The organism is Streptomyces antibioticus (genome assembly GCF_002019855.1).
Taxonomy (GTDB): Bacteria; Actinomycetota; Actinomycetes; order Streptomycetales; family Streptomycetaceae; genus Streptomyces; species Streptomyces antibioticus_B.
In genome coordinates, this window is sequence record NZ_CM007717.1 from 4,190,525 (window position 1) to 4,209,034 (window position 18,510).

At 74.4% G+C, this 18,510-nt stretch carries 12 protein-coding genes, 1 tRNA gene and 1 riboswitch; of the genes, 6 read left to right on the top strand and 7 right to left on the bottom strand.

Translation table 11 applies throughout. The features are described from left to right. Window positions 1-6: 6 nt before the first annotated feature. Window positions 7-3,480, bottom strand: coding sequence for an AfsR/SARP family transcriptional regulator (locus AFM16_RS18830; protein ID WP_078634016.1), 3,474 nt, complete (start codon window positions 3,478-3,480; stop codon window positions 7-9). A gap of 568 nt (window positions 3,481-4,048) precedes the next feature. Further along, on the bottom strand, window positions 4,049-6,151 hold the full coding sequence (locus AFM16_RS18835) for an asparagine synthase-related protein (RefSeq protein ID WP_078634017.1): 2,103 nt from the start codon (window positions 6,149-6,151) through the stop codon (window positions 4,049-4,051). Between the two features lie 706 nt (window positions 6,152-6,857). Here AFM16_RS18835 and AFM16_RS18840 point away from each other — a divergent pair. The 4 genes from AFM16_RS18840 to AFM16_RS18855 all read left to right on the top strand — a co-directional run bounded on the left by AFM16_RS18840 (window position 6,858) and on the right by AFM16_RS18855 (window position 12,055). Continuing rightward, window positions 6,858-8,285: an NsdA family TPR-like regulatory protein gene (locus tag AFM16_RS18840; protein ID WP_030798085.1), complete on the top strand. Its 1,428-nt coding sequence runs from the start codon at window positions 6,858-6,860 to the stop codon at window positions 8,283-8,285. Between the two features lie 84 nt (window positions 8,286-8,369). After that, window positions 8,370-9,602 (top strand): L-2-hydroxyglutarate dehydrogenase, encoded by a 1,233-nt coding sequence (lhgD, locus tag AFM16_RS18845; RefSeq protein WP_078634018.1) that lies wholly within the window; start codon window positions 8,370-8,372, stop codon window positions 9,600-9,602. Between the two features lie 260 nt (window positions 9,603-9,862). Next, complete coding sequence (trmB, locus tag AFM16_RS18850; RefSeq protein ID WP_037877257.1) at window positions 9,863-10,621, top strand: tRNA (guanosine(46)-N7)-methyltransferase TrmB; 759 nt, start codon at window positions 9,863-9,865, stop codon at window positions 10,619-10,621. Window positions 10,622-10,672: 51 nt separating this feature from the next. After that, entirely contained in the window at window positions 10,673-12,055 is a 1,383-nt protein-coding gene (locus AFM16_RS18855) for a PrsW family intramembrane metalloprotease (RefSeq protein ID WP_078634020.1), read from the top strand. Window positions 12,056-12,849: 794 nt separating this feature from the next. Here the strand turns inward: AFM16_RS18855 and AFM16_RS18860 are convergent. From AFM16_RS18860 to AFM16_RS18875, 4 genes are all read right to left on the bottom strand, one after another. Continuing rightward, complete coding sequence (locus AFM16_RS18860; protein WP_078634021.1) at window positions 12,850-13,797, bottom strand: aldo/keto reductase; 948 nt, start codon at window positions 13,795-13,797, stop codon at window positions 12,850-12,852. Between the two features lie 94 nt (window positions 13,798-13,891). Beyond that, window positions 13,892-14,947 (bottom strand): M23 family metallopeptidase, encoded by a 1,056-nt coding sequence (locus AFM16_RS18865; protein WP_078634022.1) that lies wholly within the window; start codon window positions 14,945-14,947, stop codon window positions 13,892-13,894. Between the two features lie 9 nt (window positions 14,948-14,956). Further along, window positions 14,957-15,123, bottom strand: a riboswitch (cyclic di-AMP (ydaO/yuaA leader). A 313-nt stretch (window positions 15,124-15,436) separates the two neighbouring features. Next, a tRNA-Met gene (locus AFM16_RS18870) sits at window positions 15,437-15,510 on the bottom strand. Window positions 15,511-15,557: 47 nt separating this feature from the next. Next, a complete protein-coding gene (locus AFM16_RS18875) occupies window positions 15,558-16,688 on the bottom strand; it encodes a dihydrofolate reductase family protein (RefSeq protein WP_078634023.1) in 1,131 nt (376 codons plus the stop codon). Window positions 16,689-16,771: 83 nt separating this feature from the next. Between AFM16_RS18875 and AFM16_RS18880 the strand changes: the two genes are divergently transcribed. Both AFM16_RS18880 and AFM16_RS18885 read left to right on the top strand, forming a co-directional pair. Further along, a complete protein-coding gene (locus AFM16_RS18880; RefSeq protein WP_030798069.1) occupies window positions 16,772-17,296 on the top strand; it encodes a MarR family winged helix-turn-helix transcriptional regulator in 525 nt (174 codons plus the stop codon). A 119-nt stretch (window positions 17,297-17,415) separates the two neighbouring features. Further along, entirely contained in the window at window positions 17,416-18,099 is a 684-nt protein-coding gene (locus AFM16_RS18885; protein WP_078634024.1) for a GTP cyclohydrolase II, read from the top strand. Window positions 18,100-18,106: 7 nt separating this feature from the next. Here the strand turns inward: AFM16_RS18885 and AFM16_RS18890 are convergent, their stop codons facing one another. After that, window positions 18,107-18,505 (bottom strand): ASCH domain-containing protein, encoded by a 399-nt coding sequence (locus AFM16_RS18890; protein WP_078634025.1) that lies wholly within the window; start codon window positions 18,503-18,505, stop codon window positions 18,107-18,109. Window positions 18,506-18,510: the final 5 nt, after the last annotated feature.

The following is an 18,510-nucleotide window of genomic DNA, read 5'->3' on the forward strand; positions in this document are numbered from 1 at the left end:
GCCGCCTCAGCGACGCGCGGGCACGGCGTGGGCGCGGGCGGCGGCGGTCAGCTCACGGACCACCTCGGCCACGGGCAGGGCCTCGCCCCTGGCCCGCTCCGCCGCGTACCGCTCGGCGCCCAGGGCCGTACGGGCCGCGGCTTCCGCCTTCGCCCTCTGCGCGGCCTGCGGGGCCGGGCGGGGGAACGGACCGAGCAGCACGTCGGCGGCCGCCAGCAGCCCCGCCGCGCGCGGGAAGTCCCCGAGCCGGACCAACAGCTCCACCGCGCTGTCCACCACCGCCGACATGATCGCCTCGGAGCACTGGTCCACCAGCGCCCGCCGCAGCGCGTCGGCGAGCAGCGGCAGGCCGTACGCCGGGCCGGACTCGGCCGCCAGGATCTGCGCGTCGAGCATGCGCAGGGCCGCCGTGAACTGGGGCGGCGGGCTGCCCCTCCCCGTCTCCACCCGGGCCGCCTCGCACAACTCGCGCGCGCCGGCCACATCGCCGTCGGCGAGCGCGATATGGGCCCTCAGCAGGGACACGAACGCCTGGGCGTCCAGGGCGCTGTGCCGGTCGGCGGCGATCTGCGCCTCGTCGAGCGCCGCCCGGGCGGCGTCGAGGTCACCCGAGCGGTAGGCGATCTCCGCGAGCCGGGTCATCAGGAACGGCGTCTCGGTGTACGCGCCGACCTCGTACGCCAGCCGCAGCCCCTCGCGGTACTCCTGCTCCGCCTCCGCGAAACGGCCCCGCGCCATCGCCGCCTCACCCGACGCGCCGCACACCTGGGCCCGCATCCAGCGGTCGCCGACCCGGCGGGCGATCTCACGCAGCTCCGCGAGGTCGTCGTCGACGCCGCGCAGCCTGCCGGGCGAGTCGACGACCGTGTGCGCACGGAACATCAGGGCGCAGCCCAGCTCCCATTCCCCGCCGTGGCGGCGGCAGTTGGCGACGGCCTCGTCCATGACGACACGGACGTCCGTCACGCCGCCCGCCGTGACCCGCGCGTCGGTCGGCTCCCGCGGGTCGAAAGGAGCCGGCGGGTCGAAAGGGGCCGGCGGGTCGACGCCGTCCCGGAGCTGGAAGGCCGTCACGGGCCAGATCAGGCCGGGCATCCTGGCGGACTCGGGGCCGCCGCGCTCGTAGCGGGCGAGCAGGCGCAGGAGGTACTCGCGGTACCGCCCGTCGGTCCTCATGCCCGGCCGGGACTCGGACAGCAGGAACAGATGCAGCATCCGCAGGTCCATCCGTCCGGTGTGCCGCGGGTGGTCCCGCTCACCGGCCGGCTCGGCCAGGAAGACCTCCAGGGGGTCGACGGCGGCCGCCAGGGCGTCGAGGTCGCCAGGGACGGTCGCAGAGCCCTCGGGGAGGGTGTCCAGGACGGCCGCCAGGCGAAGGGTGCTGTCGGTCCACTCGGCGCCCTCGTGGCGGTAGTTGCGCAGCCACCAGAACCAGCCCATGGCGAGGCACAGGGCGGTGGCCTCCTCCTCGTCGCCGGAGGTGAGCGCGCGCCGGGTCGCCGCCCGGATGTTGTCCAGCTCGGTCTCCAGCCGTGCGATCCACGGCAGTTGCTCCGCGGTGCGCAGCTTGGAGTCGGCCCGCTCGGTGAGCGCGCGCACCCACGCGCGGTGCCGTCGCTCGGCGGCCACGCGCGCGTGCGGGACCTCGGCGGCGCGCTCGGTGGCGTACTCGTGGATCGTCTCCAGCATGCGGAAGCGCATGCCCTCGGTGCCGTCCGGGCCGGGCGGGGCCGGGGCGGCGACCACCAGGGACTTGTCGACCAGGGCGCCGACGAGGTCCGCGACCGGGCCGGTGCACACGGCCTCGGCGGCGTCGAGGTCCCAGCCGCCCGCGAAGACGGACAGCTCGCGCAGCAGGGTCCGCTCCGGTGCGTCGAGCAGGTCCCAGGACCAGTCGACGACGGCCCGCAGGGTCTGCTGGCGGGGCAGGACCGTGCGGCTTCCGGAGGTGAGGAGGCGGAAGCGGTCGTCGAGCCGGTCGGCGATCTGGCGGGGGGTGAGCAGCCGGAGCCGGGCGGCGGCCAGTTCGATGGCCAGGGGCAGGCCGTCGAGCCGGCGGCAGATCTCGGCGACCGCCTGTTCGTCCCGCTCCCGGAGGGCGGCGGCCGCGTCGGGACGGACGGCGGCCGCGCGCTCCCGGAAGAGGCGGTGCGCCTGGTCGGGCAGGAGGGGTTCGACCGGGCGGACCTGCTCGCCGGGGACGCCCAGGGGCTCGCGGCTGGTGGCGAGGATCGTGAGACCCGGGCAGCGGGTGAGGAGGGTCTCGGCGAGGGCGGCGGCCGCGCCGATGACATGCTCACAGTTGTCAAGGATCAGGAGTTCGCTGCGCGGGGCGCAGTACTCGACGAGCAGGGCGACCGGGTCGTCCTGCGGGACGGCCAGGTCAGAGGCCAGCAGGACGGTCTCGCGCAGACCGAGGGCGCTGACCACCGCGCCCGGCACGGCCTCCGGCCGGTCCAGCGGGGCCAGTTCGACCAGCCACGCCTGCGGAAGCCCGGCGGCGGCTTCCTCGGCGAGACGGGTCTTGCCCGAGCCGCCCGGACCGGTGAGGGTGACGAGACGGGCCCTGTGCAGAGTGGAACGGATGGCATCCAGCTCGGGTTCCCGGCCCACGAAAGAGGTAAGACGCGGACGCAGGTTGCCGTTCCGCTCGGGCGACGGGGGCGGGGTGAGGGGCGAAGCCGACCGGCCGGGGACGGGGTCCGGTGCGGGGGTCCCACCACCCGTCTCCCCCTTGCCCTCGCCGTCACTGTCGCCGCCACCCTCCCCGTCGAGCAGTTCGGCGTACAGCGCACGCAGTTCCGGCCCGGGGTCCGTGCCCAGGCCGTCGGCGAGGGTGCGGCGGGCCGTCTCGTAGGCGGCGAGCGCGTCGGCGGCGCGGCCGGTGTCGCGCAGGGCGCGGATGAGGAGGGCGTGCAGCGGTTCGTCGTACGGGTGGGCGGCGGTGAGTTCCGACAGGCGCGGGACAGCCTCGTGGGCACGGCCGAGGAGGAGGTCCGCCTCGGCGCGGGCGCGGACGGCGTCCCGGTGCAGGGCCTCGGGGCGGGCGGCCGCGGTGCGGTCGGGAAGGTCGGCCAGGGCGGGGCCGCGCCACAGCGCGAGGGCGGTGTCCAGGGCCTGGACGGCGTCGGACGGGTCGCCGTGGCGCAGGGCGGCGGTGCCCCGGTGCACGAGTTTCTCGAAGACGAAGAGGTCCACGTCGTCCTCGGTCGCGGCGAGGCGGTAGCCGCCGGGGCCGGACGTGACGGTGTCCTTGCCCACGGTGCGGCGCAGTCGGCCGACGAGGGCCTGGAGGGCGGCGGGGGCGTCCTGGGGCGGAGTGTCGGCCCAGACCTCGTCGATGAGGACGTCCGGGGCGGTGAGGCGGCCGGGCCGCAGCGCCAGCGCGGTAAGCAGGGTGCGCAGCCGGCTGCCGGGAACGGGTACGGGGATGCCGTGGTCGTCCGCTGTCTGGGTGACGCCCAGGATTCTGTACCGCACCCGCCCATTGTCACCGGGGCGCGGGGAAGGGCGTCGCCGATTTTCCCGTGACCGGCCCGGCGTGACCGGCCCGGCGTGGCCTGCCGACCCGCCTGACCGGCCGACCCGCCTGACCGGCCGACCCGAAGGCTCGGCCGCGGCTCAGCCCGAGGGCTCAGCCCGAAGGCACGGCCGGGGGCTCAGCCGGGCTGCTCAGCCCCCGAAGACGCGGCCCGCGCCTCCGCCCGGACGCCTCGAACTCCGAAGGATCCCGCCCGAGGGCCCCACCCGGCGGCTCAGACCGAAAGCCCTGCCCCGGCGCTCGGACCCAGAGGGCTCCGCCCAACGGCCCCAGCCCGACGGCTCAGACCCACAGCCCTGCCCCGACACTCAGACCCGGAAGGCTCCACCCAACGGCCCCAGCCCGACGGCTCAGACCCACAGCCCTGCCCCGACACTCAGACCCGGAAGGCTCCACCCAACGGCCCCAGCCCGGACGCCTCGCTGCCGCGAAGGCTCCACCCGACGCCTCACCCCCCGAAGGACACCACAGGTCCCCTGACCCACCCCGAAGGACACCGCACGCCCCTCACCCCCCGGAGGACACCGCCCGCCGCTGCGGTGCGATGCCCGCGGGCACCGCACGTGCGCGTGCCGGTGTTCCCGTCCAGCAGGTGCCTCGGCGGGACAGGAGGCGGCGGAGCCAGAGTTCCAGGGAGACGAGGTCGGCCAGGCCGTCCAGGGGGAGGCGTTCGCCGGAGGCGGCCGCTCTGAGGGCCTTGCGGACGACTCTCGCCTCGATCAGGCCCGCCTCCGCCAGGAGGGGCGCGTCGAAGAGGGAGAGCAGCGGGTCGGTGGACATCCGCAGGCCCGCGCGGGCGGCCGCGTCGGCGGACGCCTGGGAGGGGGTGCCCCAGCCGGCCGGCAGATCGGCGATGCCGGACGCCTTGAGCACCGTACGCAGGATCTCCGCACGGGCGCCGGGCCGTACGCGCAGGGTCTCGGGGAGCGCGCGGGACGCGCGGACGACCTGGTTGTCGAGGAAGGGCGCGTGCAGGCGCTGGGAGCGGATCTCGGCCGCCTGTTCCAGGACGCGCAGGTCGGCGGCGTGCCGGGACAGGGCGGCACGCGCGCGGTGGTCACCGGGGCGCTGTCCGGGGCCACCGCCGTTGCGGTACGCCCCGCCCTCCAGGCGAACCGATACTTCAGCCAGGGCCTCGCCCGTCAGCCAGCGTGCCGCGGGGCCGGGGCCGCCCCACGCGAGGGCGGCGAGGGAGGCACCGACGGCGCCGCCGGGCTCGTCGAAGCGGCGCTGGCGGAGCCGTTCCGCGAGGCCCTCCACGCCGGCGCCGTACGGGGTGCGGGCGAGGCGGCGGGCCGCGCCGTACACGCGCGCGGGGACGAGGACCGAGCCCTCGGCCTTGGTGAGGGCCGCGACGGGGCGCACCAGGTGGCGTCGCTTGCGGTCCATCAGCAGGTCGGCGAGGCGGGCCGGGTGGGCGTCGAGGACCTGGCGGGCGCCGTGGCCGGTGAAGTGGTCGGCGCTGCCCGCGGCGAGCCGCGCGCGGTGCCGGGCGGCGGTGACGAGGCTCGGGCCGGGCTCGTCGGTCAGCGGGCCGTCCAGGTCGGCGTACGGCAGGGTCGCCTCGTCGCCAGCGACCACGACGTGGTGCAGGCGCGGGTTGGCGGCGAGGGTGCCGGCCCGCTGCACCTCGGCCTCGCGGCCGCCGACGGCCAGGTCGTTGAAGGTGACCGCCAGGAGGCGTTCCCCGGCGCCGGTGCCGTGGCCCAGGACCGTGCCCGGACGGCCGGGCAGGCCCGCCGCGAGCAGGGCGAGGGTGCCCGAGGCGGGGCCGCCGGAGAGGTCGGCGCCGATGCCGGGGACGGGCATCCCGCGCGCGGCGCGCCGTTCGGCGGGGCCCATGCCGGGAACCGGGCCCGGGTCGATGTCGGGGACGTGCCGGGGTGCGGCGAGCCGGGCGCGGACCGCGTCGACGAGCGCGTCGCGGACCCCGTCGACCGCGCGGTCCGGGTCGGACGGGGGTGCCGCGACGGCGAGGGAGGCGACCGGCTCGTAGCCGGCGATCTCACGCGCCCCGGCGCGCAGGATCAGCGCGTGCCCCGGCGGAACACGTCGTACGCCGTCGTAGGGGGTGGAGTCGTGCAGGGCGGCCGGGACGTCGGGGGCGGCCAGCAGCGCCGCGAGGTGGCCGAAGTCGAGGTTGGCCTCGATGAGGTCGGCCAGCGGCAGCGCGGCCGTCGCGTAGGCGGTGCCGCCCGCCCACGGGGTGTGGAACACCGGGCGGGCGCCCGCCAGATCGCCGCAGACGGTGACGCGCCGGCCGACCTGGACGACCGCGGTGTAGCTGCCGGGCCAGGCGGTGAGGTGGCGCAGGGCGCCCCCGCGCGCGGCGAACAGCCCCACGCGCAACTGCTCGTCGCTGGCCCCGCAGATGCCGAGAACGGCGATCCGGGTCTGGGCGTCGGCCCGGACGACGCGCACCTCGTCGGGGCGCCAGTCGCCGACCGCCCACAGCGGATCCGGGTCGCCCCACAGGAGTTGGGACCCCACGGGGTGCAAGGTCTCGCCCTCGTCGCCCACTTGGCCGCCGTAGGGCTCCCGGCCGTCGAATCCGACGGTCTTGCCGAGGGCACCCGCGGCGGTGCTGCTCCATCCCACCAACCACCGCATCGACGCCTCCACAGGCTGTGGACAAACGAGTGCACCGTACGAACGGTTCACATGCTGCCACGAAGAACGCGTGCCAGAGGGAGGCGGCGCGGCTTGCGATCCGGGGAGTGCGCCCGCACACCGGCGTCGGCGCCGACGGGAGGGGGTGACGGCACCCCTGCCGCTGCGACGTGAATGCGCCCCCGCTACGCTCCCCGAAAACGCCCTGCGCGCCCTCGATTTGCGTGGTGGGAGGCGTTGTCACCCATGGAACAGAGGGTCGGTTTTCAGCCAAATCCCGTACGTGCGGGCCGAGTCGGCGTCCCGGCGGGCAGGCTCCGCACACGCTCCGTACACACGCGCGTGCCCGTGACGGGCAGCGCCGGTCCGGGAGACGGACGCCGCCTCCCGGACCGCTCCGCCGCCCGCGGGGATGAAGGCGGCGGTGTCCCCCAGCCCACTGGATCCAGTACAGCGGGCCGACCCACGCACGGCCCATGGAACCGCTTCCCCCATGGCCGGAGAAGAGCGCACGCACGGGCGCACGGCCACACAGCGGGAGCACACCGCGACAGACCGTGCCGAAGCCCGCACTTCAGTACGGACCACAATCCCGCCATCCGGAAGAATGCCCCTTAACGCTTGGGATGCGGCGAACTACGCTGGGTTTACGAATGCCGCATGGTTATGCCAAGCGCGGCAGCCGTCTGTGTCGAGGGGTGGCGCAATGTCCAGGGAGCAACGCGGGCCGAACGAAAAGCTCGGCGCCGTTCTCGCCCTCGCGGGAATCAGCAACGCAGGACTCGCGCGGCGCGTCAACGACCTCGGCGCCCAGCGCGGGTTGACGCTTCGCTACGACAAGACGTCCGTGGCGCGCTGGGTGTCGAAGGGCATGGTGCCGCAGGGCGCCGCGCCGCACCTCATCGCGGCCGCCATCGGACAGAAGCTCGGCCGCCCGGTACCGCTCCACGAGATCGGCCTGGCCGACGCGGATCCCGCGCCCGAGGTCGGCCTCGCCTTCCCGCGGGACGTCGGCCAGGCCGTGCGCTCCGCCACGGACCTGTACCGCCTCGACCTCGCCGGCCGCCGGGCCGGCTCCGGGGGCATCTGGCAGTCGCTGGCCGGATCGTTCGCAGTAAGCGCGTACGCGACGCCCGCGTCCCGCTGGCTGATAACCCCGGCCGACAGTTCGGTGGCGCGTGAGCCCTACTCGCTCGAAGGGTCCGGCGCACCGCTCAAAGTCGGCCACAGCGATGTGCAGAAGCTGCGGGAGGCCGCCGAGGACGCCAGGCGCTGGGACTCCAAGTACGGGGGCGGCGACTGGCGTTCGTCGATGGTGCCCGAGTGCCTGCGGGTGGAGGCGGCGCCGCTGCTGCTCGGGGCGTACTCCGACGAGGTCGGACGCGCCCTGTTCGGGGCAAGCGCCGAACTGACCAGGCTGGCCGGGTGGATGGCCTTCGACACCGGCCAACAGGAGGCGGCGCAGCGGTACTACATCCAGGCGCTGCGCCTCGCGCGCGCGGCGGCGGACGTCCCCCTGGGCGGCTATGTGCTGGCGTCGATGTCCCTCCAGGCGACCTACCGGGGCTTCGGCGACGAGGGCGTCGACCTCGCGCAGGCCGCGCTGGAACGCAACCGGGGGCTGGCCACCGCCCGCACCATGAGCTTCTTCCGCCTCGTCGAGGCGAGGGCCCACGCGCGCGCGGGTGACGCCCAGGCCGCCGGGGCCGCCCTCAAGGCGGCCGAGAGCTGGCTGGAGCGCGCCCGCGAGGGCGACAACGACCCGTCCTGGCTCGGCTTCTACTCCTACGACCGGTTCGCCGCCGACGCCGCCGAGTGCTACCGCGATCTGAAGGCGCCGCGCCAGGTCCGCCGTTTCACGGAACAGGCGCTGTCGCAGCCGACGGAGGAGTTCGTGCGCTCCCACGGGCTGCGGCTGGTGGTCTCGGCGGTCGCCGAGCTGGAGTCGGGCAACCTCGACGCCGCGTGCGAGCAGGGTGTGCGGGCCGTGGAGGTCGCCGGCCGGATCTCCTCCGCCCGCACCACCGAGTACGTCAAGGACCTGCTGCACCGCCTGGAGCCGTACGGCGACGAGCCGCGGGTGGTGGAGCTGCGCGAGCGGGCCCGGCCGCTGCTGATGGCCGCCCCCGCCTGACGCCCGGACCGCCGCCGTCCGCCCCGCCCCGGGGCCCCTCCCCCCACGTTTGAAGGCATTGTCAGTGGTGCAGTGCACTATCGGATGTGGGAGGTGGTGCGGGTGCAGGTGCGGAACCCCGCGTACGACTGTGATGTGCTCGTCGTCGGCGGCGGCATCGTCGGGCTGTCGGTGGCGTACGCGCTCACGCGGTCCGCGCCGGGCACCCGGGTGACCGTGCTGGAGAAGGAGCCGGGACCGGCCCGGCACCAGACCGGCCGCAACAGCGGGGTGATCCACAGCGGGATCTACTACCGGCCGGGCTCGCTCAAGGCGCGGTACGCGGTCCAGGGCGCGGCGGAGATGACGAAGTTCTGCGCCGAGTACGGCATCCCGCACGCGGTCACCGGCAAGCTGATCGTCGCCACCGACCGCGCCGAGCTGCCCCGGCTGCACGCGCTCGTCCAGCGCGGCCGGGAGAACGGCATCGTGGTCAAGGAGCTGGGCGCCGCCCAGATCGCGGAGTACGAACCCGAGGTGCGCGGCCTCGCCGCGATCCATGTGCGCTCCACCGGCATCTGCGACTTCACGGCGGTGGCCCGCCGGCTCGGCGACGCCTCCGGCGCGGACATCCGCTACGGCGAGCGGGTCGTCCGGATCGACCGGCGGCCCGAGCGGGGCGTGGCCGTGCTCACCGCGCGCGGGGAGGTCGTGCGCGGCCGGGTGCTGGTGAACTGCGCCGGGCTGTACTGCGACGACATCGCCCGGATGACCGGCGACGAGCCGGAGGCGCGGATCGTGCCGTTCCGCGGCGAGTACTACGAGCTGACCCGGCCCGGCCTGGTGCGGGGGCTGGTCTATCCGGTGCCCGACCCGGCGTTCCCGTTCCTCGGCGTGCACCTGACCCGAGGCATCGACGGCGGTGTGCACGTCGGCCCCAACGCGGTACCGGCGCTGGCCCGCGAGGGGTACGGCTGGGGTGTCGTCCGGCCGCGCGAGGCCCTGGCGACGGCGGCCTGGCCCGGCACCTGGCACATGGGCCGCCGGCACTGGCGGTACGGCGCCGGGGAGCTGCGGCGGTCGGTGTCGAAGGCGGCGTTCGTGACGGCGGTGCGGCGGATGCTCCCGGCGGTGGAGGCGGACGACCTGGTGCGCGCGGGGGCGGGGGTGCGGGCGCAGGCCGTGCTGAGGAACGGCGCGCTGGTGGACGACTTCCTGATCCAGCAGGGCCCGCGCGCGGTACACGTGCTCAACGCGCCCTCCCCGGCCGCGACGGCCTCGCTGCCGATCGGGCGGGAGGTGGCCCGGCGGGCCCTGGAGGTGCTCGCCTCCCGGTGAACGGCATGCGCGCAGCTCGGCCCCGTAAAATCGACCTCACTGTGTCTGATTCCCTCACCTCCCCCGAACCCGCCCGCCCCGCGCCGGGAGGGTCCACCGCGACGCCCGCCACACCGTTCACGGCGACGCCCGCGACGCCCGCAACGCCGTCCGCGGGGGCGCCCACCGCGCCGTCCACCAGCGTGAGCACCGCCGCGAGCACCGCCGCGAGCACCGCTGTCGACTCCTCCGCCGAGTCCGAGCACGCCGCCGGTGTCCCCGTGCGGCACAGCCGGGCGAAGGGGGAGCCCCGGTTTCCCGACGGGCCCAAGGCCGATCCCGCCGGGTCGCACTTCGAGCGGCGGATCCGGAGCTTCCAGCCCCGGCGGAGCCGGGTGACGGCCGGGCAGGCCGACGCCCTCCAGCGGCTGTGGTCCCGGTGGGGGCTGGACATCGACGGACACCACGTCGACCTCGCCGAACTGTTCGGGAACGACCGGCCGGTGGTCCTGGAGATCGGCTTCGGGATGGGCGAGGCCACCGCGCAGATGGCGGCCGCCGACCCCGGCACCAACATCCTCGCGGTGGACGTGCACACCCCCGGCCAGGGCAATCTGCTCAACCTCGCCGACCACAACGGCCTGACCAACGTCCGGGTGGCCAACGGCGACGCGATCATCCTGCTGCGCGAGATGCTGACCGCCGACGCGCTCGACGGACTGCGCGTGTACTTCCCCGACCCGTGGCCCAAGAAGCGGCACCACAAGCGGCGCCTGATCCAGCCGGAGTTCCTGGACCTCGCCGCGACGCGACTGCGGCCGGGCGCGATCGTGCACTGCGCGACCGACTGGGAGCCGTACGCGGAACAGATGCTGGAGGTGCTCACGGCGCACCCCCTCTTCGAGAACACACGGGCCGACGGCGGGTTCGCGCCGAGACCGGGCTTCCGGCCGCTGACCCGTTTCGAGGGACAGGGGCTGGACAAGGGTCATGTGGTGAACGACCTGCTCTTCCGTCGCGTACCGCACGAGGACCGCTGACCCGGAAAACCCCCGTCCACCACCGTCCTCTCCCTCGTTAGGGTCGATGCCGTGGCCATCAGTCCCCCGTTCCCGCCGTACCCTCCGCGCCCCGTCGGCCCCGCCGAGGGCGCCGCGCTGCGGCACGCGCACTGGTGGCGGCGCGCATGGGTGCGCTACGGGGCGCTCATCACGCTCCTCGCGCTGTCCGGGCTGGTCATCCTGGCGCTGGTGCGGGAGCAGACCGGCACCCAGGGGTTCCTGGTCGGGCTGGGGCTGGCCGTGCTGCCCGTGCCGCTGCTGGTCGCCGCGTTCCGGTGGCTGGACCGGGTGGAGCCGGGCCCCTGGCCGAACCTGGTCTTCGCGTTCGCCTGGGGAGCCTGCGCGGCAGCGCTGATAGCCATCGTCGCCAACAGCTTCGCGACCCGCTGGATAGCCACCGCGACCGCCGACCCGTCCAGCGCCGACACCCTCGGGGCGACGGTGATAGCGCCGGTCGTCGAGGAGTCCGCCAAGGCGGCGGCCGTCCTGCTCGTGTTCCTGTTCCGCAGACGGGACTTCACGGGAATCGTCGACGGCGTGGTCATAGCCGGGATCACCGCCACCGGCTTCGCCTTCACCGAGAACATCCTCTACCTCGGCACCGCCTTCGGCACCGACCAGATGACCGGCGACAGCGGTATCGCCTCGGTCACCGCCGCGACCTTCTTCGTGCGGATCGTCATGTCCCCGTTCGCGCACCCCCTGTTCACCGTGCTGACCGGCCTCGGCTTCGGCTTCGCCGCGTTCGCCGGGGACCGCCAGCGGGTGCGGCGCGTGCTGCTCCCGCCGGCCGGACTGCTGCTCGCGATGGGCATGCACGCCCTGTGGAACGGCTCGGCGGCCTTCGGCGAGCTGGGCTTCTTCGCGGTGTACGCGTCGTTCATGGTCCCGGCGTTCGGGCTGCTGACCTGGCTCGTGGTCTCGACCCGCCAGCGGGAACTGCGCACCGTGCGCGAGGAACTGCCCGCCTACACCGCCACCGGCTGGCTGAGCCCGGCCGAACCCTTCGCGCTCGGCTCGATGCGGGCCCGGCGGCTGGCCCGCGAGTACGCCGGACGCCACCTGGGCCGACAGGCCGCGCGGGCGGTCGCGGAGTACGAGGCGTACGCCACGTCACTGGCGTTCCTGCGGCACCGGGGCCGGCGCGGGCGGGCCGGCGCCGACTTCGTCGTACGGGAGCGGGAACTGCTCAACGAGCTGTGGCGCCGCAAGGACGTCGCCCGCCCGGCCCTGGACCACGCGGCCCGGATGACGGCCCCACCGGTACGGATCCCGGTGGCGCCGTGGCCGGTGTACGGGGTGTACGGACAGGGCCAGGGGTACGGCCCTCCCGCAGGCTACGGACACGCCCATCCCCCGGCCTACGCATATCCGACGGCCCCACACCCGCTCCCCAACCCCTACCAGTCGTAGGGCGCCGGACGGTTGGGCCCCGCAGGACCGGGCGGGCGCGGAAGATCCGGCACCGCAGGCCCAGGCGGGCGCGAAAGGTTCGGCACCGCAGGACCGGAGGGGTCGCAGACGCACCGGCGCCGGCGGATCGCTCGGACACCACGTACCCCAGACTCGGGCGGACCGCACAGGCCGCCGGACGGGCCGGGCGCGGAAGGTCCAGCCCCCGCAGGACCGGAGGGGTCGCAGACGCACCGGCGCCGGCGGATCGCTCGGACACCACGTGCCCCAGGCCCGGCCAGACGGCACAGGCCGCCGGACAGGCCGGGCGCGGAAGGTCCAGCCCCGCAGGACCGGAGGGGTCGCGGGCGCATCGGCTCCGGCGGATCGCTCGGACACCACGCGCCCCAGGCCCGGCCAGACCGCACAGGCCGCCGGACAGGCCGGACGCGAAAGGTCCAGCCCCGCAGAACCGGAGGACCGCAGACGCACCGGCGCCGGCGGACCACTCGGACACCACGCGCCCCAGGCCCGGCCAGACCGCACAGGCCGCCACGTGCCCCAGGGCTCAGACGAACCGCTCAAGCACCCCGTCCCCCCGGGGGCTCGGGGCGGTACGCCGTCGCGCATGACGGCGCAGGCGGCGCGCCCCCGACCCGATAGGCGGCTCGCCCCGACCCGAACAGCCCGGCGCCGCCCACGACCGTCCGCCCGCGCCAGCACCACCTCCGACCGTCCCGCGCCGGCGGCGCCCGGCACGACACCCTCGCCGCCCCCGCCGCTCAGCCCGACGGCGCCCAGCACGCCGCCGCCGCTCAGTCCGACGCCGCCGTGAGCCGTCCCACTTCCCCCTCCGTCAGCTTCAGATCCGCCACCGCCAGCAGGGCGGGGAGTTGTTCCGGGGTGCGGGCCGAGGCGATGGGGGCGGTGACCGTCGGGCGGGCGGCGAGCCAGGACAGGGCGACCGTGGCGACCTCGGCGCCGCGCTCGCGGGCGATCTCGTCCAGCACGAGAAGGACCCGGCGGCCCCGCTCCGTCTCCAGGTGCCCGGCGGCCCTCCCCGCCCGCGCGCTGTCCACCGTCGCACCGCCCGGCCGGTACTTGCCGGTGAGGAAGCCGGAGGCGAGCCCGGAGTAGGGGAGGGCGGCGAGCCCCGAGCGCTCGGCGAGGTCCTGGAGGGCGCCCTCGTAGGTGTCGCGGGAGACCAGGTTGTAGTGGGGCTGGAGCGCCACGTACCGGGCGAGGCCCTCGCGGTCGGCGAACTCCAGGGACGCCCGGAGGCGTTCGGGCGAGATGTTGGAGGCGGCCGTGTACCGCACCTTGCCCGCCCGCACCAGGTCGTCGAGCGCGCCGACGATCTCCTCGACCGGCACCTCGGGCTTGTCGAAGTGGGTGTAGTACAGGTCGATGTGGTCGGTGCCGAGGCGGCGCAGGGAGGCGTCGGCGGCGGCCTTGATGTTGGCGGCGGTCAGGCCGGGGAAGTCCGGGTGCTGGCTGACCTTGGTGGCGATCACCAGGTCGTCGCGGTTGCCGCGGGCGGCGATCCAGCGGCCGATCAGGGTCTCGGACTCGCCGCCGCTGTTGCCCTCGATCCACGCCGAGTAGGAGTCGGCGGTGTCGAGGAAGTTGCCGCCGGCGGCGGTGTAGGCGTCGAGGACGGCGAAGGAGGCGGTCTCGTCGGCGGTCCAGCCGAAGACGTTGCCGCCGAGGGCGAGCGGGAAGACCTGGAGGTCGGAGGTGCCGAGCTTGCGAAGAGCAGTCATGCCTCTTCCCAACGGTCACCGGTGCCGGGACGATTCCGCCCGCCGTGCGAACAGCGTGTGAAGCGGCGGGCGGATCAGTCCGAGCCGGGAAACCTCAGGGGTTGAGGCCCTTGCTCCGCAGCCAGGCCCCCGGGTCGATGCCCGACGCACTGCCGCCCGGGTGGACCTCCAGGTGGAGGTGGGCGCCGGTGACGTTGCCGGTGGCGCCGACGCGGCCGATGACATCGCCGGTCGCGACCTTCTGGCCGACGCTGACGCTGATCGACGACTGGTGGGCGTACCAGATCTCGGTGCCGTCGTCGAGGGTGAGCACGGTCTTGTAGCCGTACGAGCCGTCCCAGCCCGCCGACGTGATCGTGCCGCTGTGCACGGCCTTGATCAGCGTGCCCGTGGGGGCGGCGAAGTCCAGGCCGGTGTGGTAGCCGGAGGACCAGTAGGCGCCGGCCTCACCGAAGGTCGAGGTGATCGTGTACGAGGAGGTCGGCAGCGCGTACTGCGTGGCCAGCTCGGCGAGGCGCGCGGCCTCGGCCTTCTCCTTGGCCTCCGCCTCGGCCTTCTCCTTGGCGGCGGTGGCCTTGGTCTCCGCCTCCTTCTCGGCCTTGGCGACGGCGTCGGCCTCGGCCTTGGCCGCGGCTTCCGCGGCGGCGAGCTGGGCCTGCGTCTCGACCTGCGTCTGCTGCGACTCGACCTGGGCCATGATCCGGCTGCGCAGGGCCTCGCCGGCGTCGGCGGCGCTCTGCGGGGCGGTGTCGTCGGCCTGCGGGGTGGTCACGCTGCCGAAGCTGCTGAGCGTGGGGGCGGTGTCCTCGGCGGGCTCGTCGTCGGATATCAGCGAGCCGACGTTCGGCAGGTCCGGCATGGAGATGGAGACCGGGGCCTTGCCTGTGTTGGCGCTGGCCATCCCGCCGGCGCTGACGGCGGCGATGACGCCGACGCCGAGCACGGTGGAGCTACGGGCGAACCCTCCTCCGCCGCCGCGCTGCTTGGCGACCCGGTGCTTGCCCCGGACCGGGCGGACGGACTCCGCGGTGGGGTTCCACTCCTCCCAGGGGCCCTCGTCGTCGGTGCGCGCGCCGCCGTAGACGAAGGTGTCGGCGGACCGCTGACTCGGCACGAACGGGGCTTCGGGGGCAGGCCGGTTGGACACCACGCGGGCGCACTCCTTTCCTTCCGCCGCCTACCGGGTTAGCTGACGGGTTCGGAGCGGGAAGGTCTCCTACGCGCGTATACCGTTCGTGACTCTGCGAGTTCACGGGCGGCTGCCGTGCGATTCACCCCAAGGTGGTGGTTCCCCGGTTCCCTTGCGGGATTCGGCGCGTGCGCACGGAGCCGTCGCTTGTGACGGCTGGGACGACCGCGCTGCGTTATCGAACGTTAATAGACCCGGGGGCGCTATTCCAAGCTGTTCCCCTTGATCAACAACATTTCTGGCCTGGACTTTCAGGCCATGAACGATGAAAAACGGGCGAGTTGACCGGCGCCGCCCCTACCCCGGGAACCGTTCAGTAGTCATCCCCGTTTTGATGGTGACTCACTTGTTATGCGCAGAGCGCACGGCCGGTCACCGGTGGTAGCCGCACATGGACGCGGAACGCACCGAGGGCCGGAACCCTCTCGGATTCCGGCCCTCGGCCTTCAGTAGCGGGGACAGGATTTGAACCTGCGACCTCTGGGTTATGAGCCCAGCGAGCTACCGAGCTGCTCCACCCCGCGTCGATGAACACCACTCTACGCCATCCCGGGGGTGGAAAGCACATCGGTTATCCGGGCAGGTGCCGGTTGGGCTTCTGGGCCCGTTCCGCGTACTCCGGGAGGACGACGACGTCGACGCCGTGGGCCGCCAGCAGGCCGCTGCCGTCCGCGTTCTTCACGAAGGTGTCCGGCTCCCGCCAGGCCGTGACGACCCGGCGCACCCCCGCGTCCAGGACGAGCCGGGCGCACGGCGTGGGCCGGGAGGCGCGGACGGCGCAGGGTTCGAGGCTGCTGTAGACGGTGGCGCCGGCCAGCCGCGGGTCGGCGGGGTCGAGCTTGGCGAGGGCCGCCTCCTCGGCGTGCGCCTGGAGGTCGTCGCCCTCGCGGGAGTGGCCGCGGGCCAGCTCGGTCCCGTCGGCGGCCACGACCACCGCGCCCACGCTGAACGCCGTGTCCGACGGCGGGCACTGCGTGGCCAGCTCGCAGGCGAGGGCGAGCCAGTGCCGGTCGGCCGCGGCGGGGAGGTCACCGGTGCCGGGGGCGGTGGGCTCGTAGCGCATGAGGACGACGTCCTCGATCCGCCGCGTCTCGGTCAGCCGGAGGCGTCCGCCCTGGTAGGCGCCGGGGCCGAAGAGCCGGGGCGCGTCCGGGTCGCCCACGAAGAGGGGGGCGAGGACGAGCTGGAGTTCGTCGGCGAGGCCCTGCTGGAGGAGCTGGCTGTGGACGGTGCCACCGCCCTCGACCATCAGCCGGCGCACCCCGCGCTCGTCGTGCAGATGGGTGAGGAGGCGCCGCCAGTCCAGCTCGGCGCCGAGGGGGACGACGTCCGCCGCGATGCCGAGCGCGCGGGCCCGTGCCGCGCCCTTCTCCGTCGTATAGACGACTTTCTCGCCGCCGCTGTGCCAGAAGCGGGCCTCCGGGTCCAGCTCGCCGGAGCCGCTGACGGTGACCTTGAGGGGGTACTCCGGCCGGCCCTCCGCGAGCCGGGCGGCGCGGCGGTCGGGGGAGTTCACCAGCAGCCGGGGGTTGTCGGCGCGGATGGTGCCGGCGCCGATCAGGATCGCGTCGACCGAGGCCCGTACGGCGTCGACCCGGTCGAAGTCGGCGGGGCTGGACAGGAGCAGGCGCTCGGAGGTGGTGTCGTCCAGGAAGCCGTCGAGGGAGACGGCGGCGGACAGCAGGACGTACGGGTACGGCATCGGCGCGGTTCTCCTGGGAGACGACGGAAGGTGCGGGGCCGGGGGATCTTGGTTCAAGTTTGAAACAAACCTACACTGGGGGCATGACGACCCGCTGGCTCACGCCCGAGGAGCAGCGCGCCTGGCGCGCGTACATGGCCGGCTATCTCCTCCTGGAGGACGCGATCGACCGGCAGCTCCAGCAGGAGGCCGGCATGCCCCACCTGTACTACTCCATCCTGGCGCACCTGTCCGAGACGGCGGAGCGGCGGCTGCGGATGACCGATCTCGCCGAGCGGCTGAAGATCACCCGCAGCAGGCTGACGTACGCGGTGACCCGGCTGGAGAAGGACGGGCTGGTGCGGCGCGAGGACTGCCCCTGGGACAAGCGCGGCAGCGTCGCCGTCCTGACGGACGAGGGCATGACGGTCCTGGAGAACGCGGCGCCCGGCCATGTCGAGACGGTCCGGGCCACCCTCTTCGACCGGCTCACCCCGGAGCAGGTGGGACAACTGGAGGAGATCTTCACGCAGGTCGCGCGCGGGCTCCAGGAGAGCGACGGGGACGCCGGGCCGCCGGAGGAACTGCCCTGGCGCAGACGCTCGTCGCCCTGCTCGGGCACCGCCTGAGGCGCCCCGGAACTGGTTGCTTCAACTTTAAAGCATGGGGTAGGGTCGCGTTTCGTCGATCTGCTTCAAATCTGAAGCAGTACGCCGCCTCGATGGCCCACCGGACCCGGGAGACCCGCATGCCCGACACCCCCGCCGCCACCCAGCGCGCCCGCGTCCGGGTACCGCTCCGCTTCCCGGACGGCTACTCCGTCGACGCCGAACTGGTCACCTTCCACGGTCTGGCCGACGGCCGGGAACACATCGCCGTGGTCCTCGGCGAGCCGGACCTCGGCGAGCCAGACCTCGGCGCGGGCGGCGAGGTCGGCGCGGGCGGCGGGGTCCCGCTGGTCCGGCTGCACTCCGAGTGCCTGACCGGTGACGTCTTCGGTTCCGCCCGCTGCGACTGCGGACCCCAGCTCCGCGAGGCCGTCGAGCGCATCGCCCGTACCGGCGGCGTCCTGCTCTACCTCCGCCAGGAGGGCCGCGGCATCGGCCTCTACAACAAGCTCGACGCGTACGCCCTCCAGGACCAGGGCCTCGACACCTACGAGGCGAACGCCGCCCTCGGCCTCCCCGAGGACGACCGCGACTACACGGCCGCCGCCCAGATGCTCCGCGCCCTCGGCATCACCCGCCTGGACCTGCTGTCGAACAACCCCGACAAGGCGGGCCAGTTGCGCGACCTCGGCATCACGGTCCACGAGCGCGTCCCGACCGGCGTCTTCACCACCCCGCACAACGTCCGCTACCTCCGCGCGAAGGTCCTCCAGACCCAGCACACCCTGCCCCTGCCGGAACTCACCGACCTGACGGCGGGCTGAACCTCCCTCAGTTCCCCGGCACCAGCCGGAACGTCAGGCAGACCAGCGGGGTGCCGTCCTCGACCGGTGTGCCCGCGGCGGCCCAGAACCGGCTGTGCCCCGCCCGCCACTCCGCGAGGTCCGCGTCCCCCTCCCCCTCGGCCGCCGCGTGCTCCCACGTCACCTCGCCGAAGGTGGTCCGCTCCACCCCGGTGATCTCGACGGTGGCGACGGAACGCCCCTCGGTGTCCAGGAGCGCGAGGCGCTCACCGACGTGCTCCAGCTCCTCGCCCTCCTCCGCGTACTCCGCGAGCCGCCCGGTGGTGGCGCGCTTACGGCCGGACAGGACCAACGCGTTCAGCCGGCCGCGCATCTCGCCCGGGCTGCCCAGCTCCAGCGCACGCATACCGTCGACTCGGGGCCACATCGGGT